Annotated in this window: 14 protein-coding genes; 4 read left to right on the plus strand and 10 right to left on the minus strand. The window is 68.6% G+C overall.

All coding sequences use genetic code 11. From position 1 onward, the window contains the following. Entirely contained in the window at nt 1-843 is an 843-nt protein-coding gene (locus tag AB0H50_RS24845) for a p-hydroxycinnamoyl CoA hydratase/lyase (RefSeq protein ID WP_357456878.1), read from the minus strand. Between the two features lie 108 nt (nt 844-951). Continuing rightward, the gene (locus tag AB0H50_RS24850; RefSeq protein ID WP_357456880.1) at nt 952-1428 is read right to left on the minus strand and encodes a MarR family transcriptional regulator; all 477 of its coding nucleotides are present in this window, start codon (nt 1426-1428) and stop codon (nt 952-954) included. A gap of 109 nt (nt 1429-1537) precedes the next feature. Between AB0H50_RS24850 and AB0H50_RS24855 the strand changes: the two genes are divergently transcribed. Next, nucleotides 1538-2998, plus strand: coding sequence for an aldehyde dehydrogenase family protein (locus tag AB0H50_RS24855; RefSeq protein ID WP_357456882.1), 1461 nt, complete (start codon nt 1538-1540; stop codon nt 2996-2998). A 119-nt stretch (nt 2999-3117) separates the two neighbouring features. Here AB0H50_RS24855 and pcaC read toward each other — a convergent pair whose 3' ends face one another. Genes pcaC through AB0H50_RS24890 form a run of 7 tightly spaced genes read right to left on the minus strand, consistent with a single transcriptional unit; the run spans nt 3118 to nt 9741 of the window. Then, a complete protein-coding gene (gene pcaC / locus AB0H50_RS24860; RefSeq protein ID WP_357456995.1) occupies nt 3118-3471 on the minus strand; it encodes a 4-carboxymuconolactone decarboxylase in 354 nt (117 codons plus the stop codon). A 26-nt stretch (nt 3472-3497) separates the two neighbouring features. Beyond that, on the minus strand, nt 3498-5717 hold the full coding sequence (gene pcaD, locus AB0H50_RS24865) for a 3-oxoadipate enol-lactonase (RefSeq protein ID WP_357456884.1): 2220 nt from the start codon (nt 5715-5717) through the stop codon (nt 3498-3500). Beyond that, complete coding sequence (pcaG, locus tag AB0H50_RS24870) at nt 5710-6255, minus strand: protocatechuate 3,4-dioxygenase subunit alpha (RefSeq protein WP_357456886.1); 546 nt, start codon at nt 6253-6255, stop codon at nt 5710-5712. Before pcaG ends, pcaD begins: the two co-directional genes overlap by 8 nt. Continuing rightward, a complete protein-coding gene (pcaH, locus tag AB0H50_RS24875; RefSeq protein WP_357456888.1) occupies nt 6248-6979 on the minus strand; it encodes a protocatechuate 3,4-dioxygenase subunit beta in 732 nt (243 codons plus the stop codon). Before pcaH ends, pcaG begins: the two co-directional genes overlap by 8 nt. 29 nt (nt 6980-7008) lie before the next feature. Next, nucleotides 7009-7761, minus strand: a complete 753-nt coding sequence (locus AB0H50_RS24880) for a CoA-transferase (protein ID WP_357456890.1) — start codon at nt 7759-7761, stop codon at nt 7009-7011. Further along, nucleotides 7758-8573 (minus strand): CoA-transferase, encoded by an 816-nt coding sequence (locus AB0H50_RS24885; protein WP_357456892.1) that lies wholly within the window; start codon nt 8571-8573, stop codon nt 7758-7760. Before AB0H50_RS24885 ends, AB0H50_RS24880 begins: the two co-directional genes overlap by 4 nt. Beyond that, nucleotides 8566-9741 carry a 4-hydroxybenzoate 3-monooxygenase gene (locus tag AB0H50_RS24890; RefSeq protein ID WP_357456894.1) on the minus strand — a complete coding sequence of 392 codons (1176 nt, stop codon included), beginning with the start codon at nt 9739-9741 and terminating at the stop codon, nt 8566-8568. Before AB0H50_RS24890 ends, AB0H50_RS24885 begins: the two co-directional genes overlap by 8 nt. 164 nt (nt 9742-9905) lie before the next feature. Here AB0H50_RS24890 and AB0H50_RS24895 point away from each other — a divergent pair, with 164 nt between their 5' ends. Beyond that, nucleotides 9906-11129, plus strand: coding sequence for a lipase family protein (locus AB0H50_RS24895; protein ID WP_357456896.1), 1224 nt, complete (start codon nt 9906-9908; stop codon nt 11127-11129). A gap of 251 nt (nt 11130-11380) precedes the next feature. Here AB0H50_RS24895 and AB0H50_RS24900 read toward each other — a convergent pair whose 3' ends face one another. Beyond that, nucleotides 11381-12082, minus strand: coding sequence for a TetR/AcrR family transcriptional regulator (locus tag AB0H50_RS24900; RefSeq protein ID WP_357456898.1), 702 nt, complete (start codon nt 12080-12082; stop codon nt 11381-11383). Nucleotides 12083-12522: 440 nt separating this feature from the next. On the opposite strand from AB0H50_RS24900, the gene AB0H50_RS24905 reads away from it, so the two are divergent. After that, the gene (locus AB0H50_RS24905; RefSeq protein ID WP_357456900.1) at nt 12523-12834 is read left to right on the plus strand and encodes a hypothetical protein; all 312 of its coding nucleotides are present in this window, start codon (nt 12523-12525) and stop codon (nt 12832-12834) included. A gap of 4 nt (nt 12835-12838) precedes the next feature. Then, the gene (locus AB0H50_RS24910; RefSeq protein WP_357456901.1) at nt 12839-13411 is read left to right on the plus strand and encodes a hypothetical protein; all 573 of its coding nucleotides are present in this window, start codon (nt 12839-12841) and stop codon (nt 13409-13411) included. The last annotated feature ends 73 nt before the right edge of the window (nt 13412-13484 follow it).

Here is a 13484-nt window from a genome sequence, read left to right on the forward strand (position 1 = left end):
TTATTTGGACGGGTCGAAGGCGCCGAGACCGGGACGGTAGGTCTTGTCGTCGAGGAACTGACTCAGACCCTTCTCCCTGCCGCCGTCGACATCGAGCGTCCTCGACTGGTCCAGCTTGGCGTACAGGTAGTCCTCGGACTGCGCCCAGGTCATCTCGGCGGCGAACTTGTAGCCGACCTTGGCGGTGTGCAGCACCACCTGATTGAGGCCGGCCAGCTTCAGCGCCAGCTCGCGGGTCCGGCCGCGCAGCCGATCGGCGGGCACGGCCTCGTTGACCAACCGCATCTCGGCGGCGCGCGCACCGTCGAAGGGCTCGCCGGTCATGATGTAGTACAACGAGTCGCGCTGGTTCACGGTGGCGGCCATGGCCTTGGTGACCACCGACCCCGGCGGGATACCCCAGTTCACCTCGGACAGGCCGAACTGCGCCTTCTCGTCGGCGATGGCGAGGTCGCAGGCGACCAGCGGGCTGAAGGCGCCGCCGAAGCACCAGCCGTTGACCATCGCGATGGTGGGCTTGGCGAAGTAGGACAGCCGCCGCCACTGCCATTCGGTGCTGGCCCGGCGCGCGCGGTGCTGCGCCGCGACCGTGCCCGCGGCCTCGACGTGGCGGAAGTATTCCTTCAGATCCATTCCGGCGGAGAACGATTCACCCGCACCGGTGAGCACGAGGACGCGGCAGCGGTCGTCGTACTCGAGCACGTCGAGGGTCGCGCACATCTCGTCGTTGAGGGTCGGGTTCATCGCATTGCGCTTCTCGGGCCGGTTGAGCGTCACCCACGCGATGCCGTCGTCGAACTGCACGTCGACGGTGTTGCCCCAGGGTTCGGCGCTGGTGTCCATCGCACACATCCTTTATCAGTATTGCTGATGATTACGGCGAAAGGTCTACCCCACCGAATCCAGTCCGTCAATACCTGTTTCCACTCCCGGTATCGACGCCGGAATCGTTCAGTCCGTGGGCATTTCACCCAGATCGCGAGCGCCTGCCTCGGCGGCGAGGGTCGCGGTGCCGTGGGCGAGCGCCGCGCGGAATTCCGCGCGACGGCGCGCGCTCAGCCCGTCGAGAAGCTTGCCTTCGATCGCGGCGACCAGCGGCCCGGCTTCGCGCAGGACGTCGCGCCCGTGGTCGGTCAGGGTGGCGACCAGGACCCGCCGGTTGGCCGGGTCGCGGTGGCGGAGGATCAGACCACGTTCCTCCATCGTCTGCACCATGACGTTCATGGTCTGCGGACGCAGGAACGACCGGCGCGCCAGCTGCGCCGAGGACAGGCCGCTGCGGCGCTCCAGCACGGTGAGCGCGGTGTATTGCAAGGTGGTCAGGCCCAGCGGGCGCAGCGCGTCGTCCATCAGCGCGCGCACCGCCAGTTCCAGTTGCTTGATCAGGTAAAGCGTCGATGGTGCTTCGGGTTTCGGCCGATCGGTCACCCGGCCATCTTTACACCGCGCGACCGTCCGGCGGCGCGTCCGCACCCTGGGCTTCCATTCAATGAAAGTGCCGTAGTGGCCCCGGCCACAGCAAGCCCATAGTGACATCATGCCCATTTCTCGTGCTCTTCTGATCGGCGGCAAGGAGGTTCCGGCCACGTCGGCGCGGACCGCGACCGTGACCGATCCCTGGTCGGCCACCGCCTACGCCACGGTCGCGGCCGCCACACCCGCCGATGTCACCGCCGCCGTCGACGCCGCCGACTCGGCGTTCGCCGCCTGGGCCGCCATGCCCCCGTTCGAGCGTCGCGCGATCTTCCTGCGCGCCGCCGATCTGCTGGACGCGCGCGCCGAGCAGGCCATCGGACATATGGCGAGCGAAGTCGGCGGCGCGGCACCGTGGGCCGGCTTCAATGTCATGCTCGCCGCGAACGTCTTTCGCGAGGCCGCCGCGGCGATCACCGCGCCCCGCGGTGACGTGCTGACCTCGGGCGCACCCGGTGTGCTGAGCATGGCCGTGCGCGAACCGCTGGGTGTCGTCGCGGCGTTCGCGCCGTGGAACGCGCCGATCATCCTGTCGGCGCGAGCCGTCGCCGCACCGCTGGCCGCAGGCAACACCGTGGTGCTGCGGCCCAGCGAGGCCGCGCCGATCTCGAGCGGGTTGCTCGTCGCCGACGTGCTGCACGAGGCGGGGCTGCCCGCCGGTGTCCTCAATGTGGTCACCAACGATCCCGCTGACGCACCCGAGATCGCGCGCACGCTGATCACCGACGAGCGAGTGCGCGCGGTGAACTTCACCGGTTCGACCGGGGTCGGCCGGATCATCGGCACCCTCGCGGCCGAGCACCTCAAGCCCGCCGTGCTGGAGCTGGGCGGCAAGAACTCGATCATCGTGCTGGACGACGCCGATGTGGACTACGCGGTCCGCGCCGCGGTGTTCGGCGCGTTCGCCAACTCGGGCCAGATCTGCATGTCGGCCGACCGGGTGCTGGTGCACGAGTCGCTGGCCGCGGAGTTCACCGCGAAGTTCGCGGGCGCGGTGGCGGGACTGCCGACCGGTGATCCGTCGGATCCGCGGACCGTTATCGGTCCGATGGTGAATCCCGCTGCCGCCCAGCGCATCGCGGGCCTGGTGGCCGACGCGGTCGCCAAGGGCGCGACGGTACTGGCCGGCGGCGGCGAGCCGGAACGGGCGCTGCACCGCGCGACCGTGCTGACCGGTGTCACCCCCGCGGCGAACCTGCACCACGACGAGGCCTTCGGCCCGCTGTGCGTCGTCGACACCTTCGCCACCGACGCCGAGGCGGTCGCCATGGCCAATGACACCGAGCACGGCCTGTCGGCGGGCATCATCACCGAGAACGCCACCCACGGCTTGCGTGTCGCGGCCGGCCTGCGCACCGGCATCGTGCACATCAACGACCAGTCCGTCGGCGATGAGCCGCAGGCGCCGTTCGGCGGCGTCCGCAACTCCGGGTACGGCCGCTTCGGTGGCCGCTGGGGCATCGACGCGTTCTCCAACACCCGCTGGGTCACCCTGGCCACCGAGCAGCTGCCATTCCCCGGCTGAGCCCGGTCCGGCCGGATCACCCGTTCGCCCGGGTGGTCCGGCCTTGCCGTCGACTGGTCGGCAGCGCGCGAAAGGCCCGGCTCCTCGTGGGAGCCGGGCTTTTCGTCTGTGCGCCTGCCCTATTCGGCGGCGGATTCGCGCAACACCCGGTCGGCGATGGCGAAAGCACTGTTGGCCTTGGGAATTCCCGAGTAGGGGGCGGTATGCAGGAGCACCTCGCCGATCTCGGCTTCGGTGAGGCCGTTGCGCAGCGCCGCCCGCACATGCATGGCGAACTCGTCATGACAGCCGAGCGCGGTGAGCACCGACAGCGTGATCGCGCTGCGGGTGCGGCGGTCGAGGCCGTCGCGAGTCCACACACCGCCCCACGCGGCCGCGGTCAGGTATTCCTGGAACGGTCGGGTGAATTCGGTGGTTTTGGCCTGCGCTCGGTCGACGTGCGTGTCCCCAAGGACGGCCCTTCGCACGGCCATGGCGGCGTCGGTGTTCTGATCACTGGTCACGAGAACTCCTGGAGATGGTCGGCAATGGCGGTCAGGAACGAGCCGGGCTGTTCGACAATGCCCAGGTGCGCGGCATTGTCGATGATCCGGAACCGGGCACCGGGGATGCGGTCGGCGATCGACTTGCCGTCGTCCGGCGGGAACGCCGGGTCCTGCGCCGTCGACAACACGAGAGTCGGCGCCGTGATCGCGGGCAGTTCGTCGAGCAGGTCGATATCGGCGAGCGCATCGCAGCAGGCGGCATAGCCTTCGGCGGGCGTATCCGCGGTGAGCAGTCGTTTCTCTGCGACCGACATCGGGTGCGCTGCGGCGAACTCCGGCGTGAACCACCGGCCCACACTGGCGGTGGCGATGGCGGCCATCCCCTCGGCCCGCGCTTGCGCGGCCCGAGCGCGCCACAGCTGCGGGTTCCCTGGCCGAGCCGACGTGCAGCAGGCCACCAGCCGCCGCACCCGCTTGGGCCGGTGCCGCGCCAGCCACAACCCGGTCATCGCACCGAGCGAGATCCCGATGACGTGCGCCGACTCGACCCCGTGCCGATCGAGAACCGCTTCGAGGTCACCGCCGAGGTCGGCGAGTGAGTACGGCCCCAGCGGGACCGGCGAATCGCCGTGGCCCCTGGTGTCACACCGGATTACCCGAAACCCGTTGCCGGCCAACGGCCGCACGTAGTCGTCCCAGATCGACAGGTCGCTCCCGAGTGCGTTGACGAGCAACACCGCCTCGCCCGAGCCATCCCCGGAACTCTCGCTCCGCAGGTCGACCGGCCCGGTTGTGCGAGGTCCGGCGCGGACACCACCTCGGGCGACGACCGGCTCAGCACGTCCGTGGCCTGCCCGGTTCGCGGCACGCGAAAGGCCCGTGTCGAGACTCGTGTTCCCGGCGCGCTGTCGGCCCGCGTGTTCGGCCAGAGCTCGGCCGACGAAGAACTGCGTGCTGCCGAGGTAGGTAGACGGTTCGACGAGTGCATCGACCTCGGCGCGATCGAGTAGTCCGACCAGTCTCGGGTGCGCCCGCAACGCGTCGGCGAAGGTGAGCCTGCCGTCGGCTCGGGCCACGCATTCCGCCACCACCTCGTGTGCTGTCAGCCTGCCCAGCTGGGGTATCAGCGCGGTACTCACCCGTTCGGTCAGCAACGCACCGCCGGTGGCGGCCAGATTGCGGCGCATCCGCGCCGGGTGTATCCGCAAGCGGGACAGGCTGGTCCGCAGCCACGACACCGCCGCTCCGGTGCAGCGGAGCAGTTCGGTGAAGGGCTGCCATTCGGCATGCCATGACCCCGCACCGCGTTGCAGGTCGGGAGCGGCGGCCAACAGGGTGGCGACGAGGCCGGGGGCCTGCGCGGCAGCGGCGACGGCGCAGACCGCCGCGATCGGGTTCCGTTTGTGCGGCATGGTCGACGAACCACCGTGGCCCGGCGCGTGTTCGGACACCTCGCCGATCTCGGTTTGCGACAGTAGCGTGAGGTCGCGGCCGATCTTGGCCACGGCGGCGGCGAGAGTGCCGAGCGCACCGGCGGTTTCGGTGATCCGGGTCCGGTCGGTGTGCCACGTCAGTTCGGGCTCGGCGAGGTTCAGGCGCCGTGCGAAGGCGGCCAACGTCGCCGGTCCGTCGGCGCCGAGGGACGCCAGAGTGCCTACCGCACCGCCCAATTGGACGGCCAGCCGTTCCACCCGCACCTGGGTCATCCGGTCGGCCGCGGCGCCGAGTGCCGACAACCATCCCGCGGTGGTGAGCCCGAAGGTGATCGGCAGGGCTTGCTGCAACAGGCTCCGGCCGACAGCGGGGGTGGCGGCGTGCTGTTCGGTCAGCCGCGCCAGCAGCTCGGTACAGGCGGCGACATCCACGAGCAAGGCGTCGATGGAGCGCGCGGCGATCAGCATCGCCGCGGTGTCCATGATGTCCTGGCTGGTCGCGCCGAGATGGACCACGCCGGCCGCGGCCGGATCCGCGACCCGCGCGGTCAATGCCCGCACCACCGGCGCCGCCGGGTTGCCGACGCCGATTGCCTCCGCGCCGATCTCGGCGACGTCGTAGAGCTCCGGCCTGCAGGCGGCGGCGATCGCCTCGGTGTGCTCCGGCGCGATCACCCCCGAGTCGGCGAGCGCTCCCGCCAGGGCCGCCTCGGCGTCGAGCAGGGCGGTCAGCCAGGCGGCATCGCCGGTCTCGGCGGCCACCGGGCCCGCGGCACGCAGCGGCCCGAACAGCTCAGACATCGAAGAACACCGTCTCGAGCTCACCTTGGAGGTGGATGTCGAAGACATAGCCGTCACCGGCCCGCCGCGCGAGCAACCGCTCGCGGCGGGCCGGTTCGATCGAATTCAGCACGGAATCGGCGGCATTGGCGGAGTCGAACTCCGGAAAGTAGATCCGGGTGACGACGCGGTGCAGGAGTCCACGGGCGAAGACCGACACATCGAGATGCGGCGCTTGAACCGCTGCGCCCCGAGCCGGAAGTTCCGGCGGGACAACCGTATGAATGGCGTACCCGCCGTCGCGAGTGTCACTGCGCCCGAAACCGGTACGCGCCGAACGGGATCGATCGGGCTCGGCGAACGCGGTGTGGTCGACCTGCCAGGTCTCCACCAGTCCGTCCGTGATCGGCTCGCCCGCGCCGTCGAAGACCTCGCCGCGGATCCACACCGCGCCCGCCGTGCCCACGGGTACCGCGAATGCGCCGTCGGGCCAGGTCAATCCGATGTGCAGATAGGGCCCGACCGTTTGGGACGGGGTCGAGAGCAGGTGTTCAGTCATCGTGCGGCTCCTCGAACGGCGTGGCATCGCGCCCACGCAGGACGATGTCGAACTCGAAGTTCATCGCCCATTCCGGCTGGGTCCCTGCGAGACTGAACCGGGATATCAGCCGGGGCCTCGCCGCTTCCGGCACCGCGTTGAAGATCGGGTCCTGGGCGAACAGCGGGTCGTCGGGGAAGTACATCTGGGTCACCAGCCGCTGGGTGAACGCGCGGCCGAAGACCGAGAAGTGGATGTGCGCGGGCCGCCAGGCATTGTCGTGATTGCGCCACGGGTAGGCGCCCGGCTTGATCGTGGTGAACGAATAGCGGCCCTGGTCGTCGGTGAGGGTCCGCCCCGCGCCGCTGAAGTTCGGATCGAGTGGAGCGGGCCAGCGATCACCGGTGTGCCGGTAGCGGCCCGCGGCATTGGCCTGCCAGATCTCGACGAGCGAGTGCGGGATCGGCTTGCCGTCGCCGTCGAGCAGCCTGCCCGTGACGATGATGCGCTGTCCCAGCGCCTCACCCGCGTGCTGCCGGGTGAGGTCGGCGTCGTTCGGGCCGAGGCGGTCTTCGCCGAACACGGGAGCGCTCACCTCGGTGAGCAGGTGCGGCAGCAAGACCAGCGGCCGGGTGGGATGCCGCAGCGCGGTGGAGCGGTAGGCCCGCTCGTCCAGCGCCGGGTGCGTGCCCGGCGGATCGAGACGGTAGGCGATGCTGTCCGACGAATCTGGTCGGTTGACCATGTGAGTTCCTCTCGTGCTTCCAGCGGACATCACGCCTCCTGCAGCGCCCGCAGGGCCGAGAGCTCGGCTGCGGTAGGCGGTGCGGTGACCGACAGCTCTGGCGCAACGCGGAGTTCCCATCCGGTCGCAGCGACCACCTGATCCACGGTCACGCCGGGGTGCAACGCGGTCAGGATGAGCTCACCGGTCTCCGGATCAGGCCGCAGGACACCGAGATCGGTGATCACGGTGGTCGGGCCCGCACCGCGAAGGCCGAGTTTCGCACGGTCGCCGAGGCCGCGACCGTGTCCGACCGAGGTGATGAAGTCGACCCGGTCGACGAAACTGCGCTTGCTCTGGCGGGTCACCACGAACACCTCGCCGCACGAGGCCGCGATCTCGGGTGCGCCACCGGCGCCGGGCAGGCGGATGGCGGGATCGGCGTAGTCCCCGATCACCGTGGTGTTGATATTGCCGTACTTATCCAGTTGCGCCGCACCGAGAAAGCCGATGTCGATGCGCCCGGCCTGGAGCCAGTAGTTGAACATCTCCGGCACGCCGACCACGGCATCGGCGGTGTCGGCGAGAATCCCGTCGCCGATGGAGGCGGGCAATCGGTCCGGCTTCGCGCCGATCGCGCCGGATTCGTAGATCAGGACCAGGTCGGGTGCGTGCATGCGCCGCGCCAGATTTGCTGCGGTAGAGGGCAAGCCGATGCCGACGAAGACACGCTGACCACCACCGAGCGCACGGGCCGCGGCGATCGACATCATCTCGTCCGCGGTGTGTTCGAGCGTTGTCATGCCGTCGCCTCCGCATCGGTCAGGTCTTTCAGCCACCGCTGGAACGCTTCTCGGTCGCGTCCGATCGGGTCCCACTCGGCATACGCGTCGTTGTCTCGTTCGTAGTAGCCCTGCGCGTACGAAGGCCGCGCGCCGCCGGGGACGACGGCCACCGCACCGATGACCCAGTGCGGCAACACGATCGCACCCGGCATCGGGGTCAGCTCGTCGACCAGTTCCTCGACGGTCACCAGGGCGGCGCGCGCGGCCAGCACCGCTTCCTTCTGCACGCCGAGCAACCCCCAGAGCTGCACGTTGCCGTTCCGATCGGCCCGTTGCGCATGGATGACCGTGACGTCGGGGTTCAGCGCGGGCACCGCGGCCAGCCGCTCCCCGGTGAACGGGCATTCGACGAACGCGATGGTCGAGGTGACCCGCACGAGATCGGTTCCCGCGTAACCGCGCAGCACCGCGAACGGCAGCCCGGACGCGCCCGCGACATAGCGGTTCGCCATGCCCGCATGGCTGTGCTCCTCGATCTCGAGCGCGCGCGGCCACTGCTGCTGCACCGCTTCCCGGAACCGGTGCAGCGAGCCGACACCCGGATTCCCGCCCCACGAAAAGACGAGCTTTCGCGCGCAGCCGGCCCCGATCAGCTGGTCGTACACAAGATCAGGAGTCATCCGCACCAGCGTCAAATCGCGACGGCCCTGCCGGATGATCTCCTGACCCGCCGCCATCGGAATGAGATGGGTGAAGCCCTCCAGCGCGACGGTGGTGCCATCGTGCACCAGCGCGCGCACGGCATCGGCCAGCGACATGATCTCAGCCATGGATGCCTCCCGGGATCGGCAGGCCCGCGTAATTCTCGGCCAGTTCCCTGGCCGCCGCGGAAGAGTCCGCGACCCGGCGCAGCTGTGCGAGCTGTAGTTGCGCGTCGAAGTCGTCGCCGTGCCGGTGCAGCATGCTGGTCATCCACCAGGAGAAGTGTGTGCAGCGCCAGACCCGGCGTAATGCGGTGTCGGAGTAGGCATCCGCGAGTTCCGGCGACCCGCCGGCGAGCAGCGCGACCAGCGCCTCGGCCAGCACGGCCACATCGGCGACCGCGAGATTGAGTCCCTTCGCCCCGGTCGGCGGCACGATGTGGGCCGCATCGCCGGCCAGGAACAGCCTGCCGTGCCGCATCGGCGTGGTGACGAAGCTGCGCATCGGCAACACGCTCTTCTCCAGCACCGGACCGGTTTTCAGGTCCCAGCCGTCGAGCTGCAGCCGGGTCGCCAGCTGCTCCCAGATCCGGTCGTCGGACCAATCCTCGATCCGCTCGGCCGGGTCGACCTGCAGGTAGAACCGGCTGACGGTGTCGGAACGCATACTGTGCAGCGCAAACCCGTCCTCGTGCCAGGCGTAGATCAGCTCGTCGGTCGAGGGCGCGACCTCGGCGAGCACGCCGAGCCACGCGAACGGGTAGGCGCGCTCCCAGCTGCGGCGCTCCGGCATGGCCTGCTTGCTCGGCCCGTGGTAGCCGTCGCAGCCGACGACCACATCCGCGTCGATCCGCTGCGCGACACCGTCGGCGTCACGGAAGGTGACGTAGGGCCGGTCGGTCGTCAGATCGTGCAGCGCGACCTCACCGGCTTGGTAGAACGCCTGCTGACCTGCCTTTTCGCGTGCGGCGAGCAGATCCTTGGTGACCTCGGTCTGTCCGTAGACGTAGACGGCGCGATTGGCCGACTCGACGAAGTCCAGATGCCTGCGCTCCCCCGGCCACTGCAGATAGATTCCGCGGTGCTCGATGGCCTCGGCCGAGAGCCGTTCGCCCACACCCGCTTTCCTGAGCACGTCGACGGTGCCCGACTCGAGGATCCCCGCGCGGATGCGGGAACTCACATGGTCGGCGGTCTGTCGTTCCACGATCACCGAATCGATGCCTGACAGGTCGAGCAGCTGCGCCAGCAGCAGCCCGGCCGGACCGGATCCGATGATCGCGACTCGGGTTCGCATGATGGTTCGAACTCCTCATCTGGGCTGGTAGGTGGGCCCAGAATGTCCCCGCCACCAGCCGCGACACCATGTCGTCTTCCATTCAATGAGAACCGGGCGCCGCCGCACCGCACACCGATGGTGTGCTGTGACCCGCACCATTCCCGCACCAGTAGGAGCATCAGATGACCGGCCACCGACGCGGCGCGTTTCGGATCGCGAGCACCGCGCTCGCCCTCGCCGCAGCCCTCACCCTCACCGCATGCGGCAGCTCGGACGACGATGCGGCGCCGGTCCAGCTGACGGCGAAGGCCGGCCCGGCAGGCACCACGTTCTGGGACATCGCCGACCAGCCGCCTGCCGATGCCGAGCCGGGCGAGATCTACTGGGCACAACCACGATCCGATGCACCGGCAGGCGCCCAGGGCTGGAACGTCGTCTATGTCTCCGAGATCAGCCCCGGCGTCAAGGCATACGTCTCCGGCGAGATCTACGCGCCGGTCGGCAGCTCCGGCAGCCCGCGCGATCTGGTCCTGTGGAACCACGAGACCACCGGACTGGCCGACAACTGCGCGCCGTCGCGACGCAGCCTCGGCGCGGGCGAGGAGTCCAGGGTGCCCGGCATCGAAGCGCTGCTCGCACAGGGCAATGTAGTCGCGATGAGCGACTACCCGGGCCAAGGACTGCCCGGGCCTGCGTACTACATGGTCGGCGACGTGAACGCCCGCGCCTCCTTGGATGTGCTGCGCGCGGTCCGCACGCTGCCCGAATTGAACACCTCGAATCGATACGTCGAGTACGGCTGGTCGCAGGGCGGCGGTACCACCATGCACGTCGAGTCGATCGCCCGCAGCTACGCGCCGGAATTCGAAGGAATGGGCGCTGGGCTCATCGCCCCCGCGGTCCGAATCCGCGACCTGACCCTGAACTCGATGAAGGGGCCCGAGAACGCGGGCTATGTCATCGCGACCCTGCCCGGCATCAAGGCCGCCAACCCGGACCTGCGCTACGCCGACTTCCTCGAGCCCAGTGCGATGGAGATGCTGCCGGTACTCGCCGACGGCTGCTTCGACATGTGGACCGCCGCACAGCCGCTGCGCGACTACTACAAGCCCGAGGCGATGGCGGCGGGCGCTCCCTGGTCGAACGCAATGGCCGAGGCCGATGGCTTCCGTCCCGCCGGCGCCATGCCGTTCACGATTTACCAGGGTGCCGAGGACATCACCACCCCCGTCGAACTCACCGCCCGTGAGCGCACCGCGCTGTGCAAGGCCGGCTCAGCGGTCGAGTACAACGAATACCCCGGCCTCGACCACGAAAGCGTCGTCGCTCGCGGCGCCGAGGGTTTCCCGGCGTGGGTAGCCGACCGCTTGGCGGGCAAGCAGGCGCCGAGCAACTGCCCCGCCTGACCGCACAGCCCGGACGCACCGCGTGCCGGGTCAGCGACCGCGACGTCGGGCGCGCCGGCGCCACTCGCCGCTGCGTGGTCGCGGCCAGCGCGTCGACGACCCGGTTCGGCACCGCGATCTGTACGTCGTAGCGGGGCTTGCCGTCGGCGGTATCGACCCTGGCCAGCGCGGCCGCCAGCGAATCGACGGTGACGATCGGAATGGCCGCGTTGCGCGCCGCAACGCACGTAGACCCCCGACACGAAACATGGTCAGCTGTCCGGCAGTTCTCCCGGCGTTTCTTCTGCCGCGGTGATGATCTTGATCACCGCGGCGACAAGCGGGCCCTCGGGATCGCTGAGCCGCGGCAACGATCTCCGATCTATCAGCAGAGATCCAAGAGTGAGATCCACCAGTTCGGCACCGACCTGCTCAGCAGAACTACGCCCTTCCGGCTCGAACCACGTCCACGCCCATTGAGCGGCACCGAAGATGAGCAGGCTCCGGATACTTATCTCGACAGGCCGGAACTCGCCCGAAGCAATGCCCGCATCGAGCAGGCCGTGCAGGATTCCGATGTAATCCCTGCGCAGCTTGCGTCCCTCGGAATTCTCATCCTGCTCCGCGAACCGTGCGACCTCGCGCTGGAATGCGACAGTCCGATTTCGATCGTGCACCTGATAGAGCATGGACGCGTGCAACAGCGCGGCAAGCCGTTCGGTCGGCGTAGGAAACGCCGCCATGATGCGCTCTGCCTCATCGATCCGCCGCCGCATATAGGAAATATGCAGGGCTTCCAGCAAGCGAGCCTTCGTGCCGTAATGGTGCACGATCAAGCCCTGCGAGATGCCCAGCTCACTCGCAACGCCACTGAAGCTGGTCCCGTCGTAGCCCTTCTGGGCGACATGGCGCGTGAAAGTATCGAGAATCGCACCCGACTTCCCCGGCTCCGCCGCACGCCTACCCACCGCCACCACCCCTCCTCGTCCCATTTTCCCGCAAACCCTAGCGTCCACTGCCTGCTCGACCCGGTCGTTGACTGAGTGCGCAGTCAGTACTAGCATTATGCGCTAAATCACAGCGGTGCACTTGCCGCATCACCCTTCACCCACATTCGAGCAACAAAAATGCAACAACACGCTTGTCCAGCCGAGGCCGCGATCGAACAACGCCCCTTCCAACTCCATCCCCGAGCCCGCTTCCGCGGCCTGTGGACTCTGCGCACTACATGTAGCGGCCACGGTGCCGACCTCCTCGGCCACGGGTTCGCATCGCCGACCGAAGTCACCGTCCATAGCCCTCGCCCGCTCCCGACATCGGCGAGGTCGAACGGCTTGCACGGTCCGGCGTCTACGGCCATCGGCAACCACCGCGCACGCACAGCCTCGACGGCACCATCCGATCCGCGCTTCGCATGACCGATCTCTCTGGCCATCACACCAACGTCTCGACGCGCATCGCCCGAGGCGGCGACCACAACGTCGTCACCAGCCGCAGCGGATGGTCACCCCGCGCCATGAGCCCTCGCTGCCAGGTGGTCGCCATCCATCGCGTTATGGGCCCTGCGCCCGAGCAGACGACCCCGGCGAAATGTCTACCGCTGGCAACGAATTTCGCTGCCACACAACATGTTTCGCTGGATACCCTGCTCCTCGACTGTGACGGCCCGGCGACGGCGGACCATCTGGCCCGCCTGAAGCGTCGGCCCGCGACAAAGGACATGTGATCCCGTGGACGTGGGTATGGCGGCAGCACCGGAGGATCCGGCGACGGATACGGGATCTCTGCTGTCGCCGGATCAACTATTGGCCGCGATCGGTGGTCGTCTCGCCGATCCGTTGCCGCTGATCGCGTGGGCGAGAGAACTGGGCGATCTACACGCCGCCCTGATTTCGGCGGTTTTGAATCCTCGGCGTCCAGCCGACGTCACCGAGGCGGCCCTTCATGCGGATATCGCGAAGGTCATCGACAAGATCAACTCTTGGGCGGTGTTCTACGTCCGCCATAGCCGGTGCGCCCGCCGCCACACTCACTCCTTTGGTGAGGTGATCAGCCATGTCGCAAAGTCCTACGCCGAGGCGTGGTGGACGGTGCTGCACGCCGACTGCGAGGAGCTTAGACACTCGGCGTGGGTCCATCTCGGCGAGGTGCGTGAAGGCTACGCACAGCTCATCGGCGATATCCGGGCCGGCCGCGTCCAGCTCCCACTGGGATGGCGAGGCATCCGACATAGCCGACAAAATGACAGCCCTCTCCCCGAACAGGAAACCGACGGGGATGAGGAGTGCCGAAGCAAGCTGTGACGATAGGCGATCGAGGGTGATCGCGTCGACCTGCCGATGCTCGCTGCCGACCGGCAGCGAGCAATCGGCAGGT

Source organism: Nocardia sp. NPDC050793, assembly GCF_040654065.1.
In the GTDB taxonomy this organism is placed as follows: domain Bacteria; phylum Actinomycetota; class Actinomycetes; order Mycobacteriales; family Mycobacteriaceae; genus Nocardia.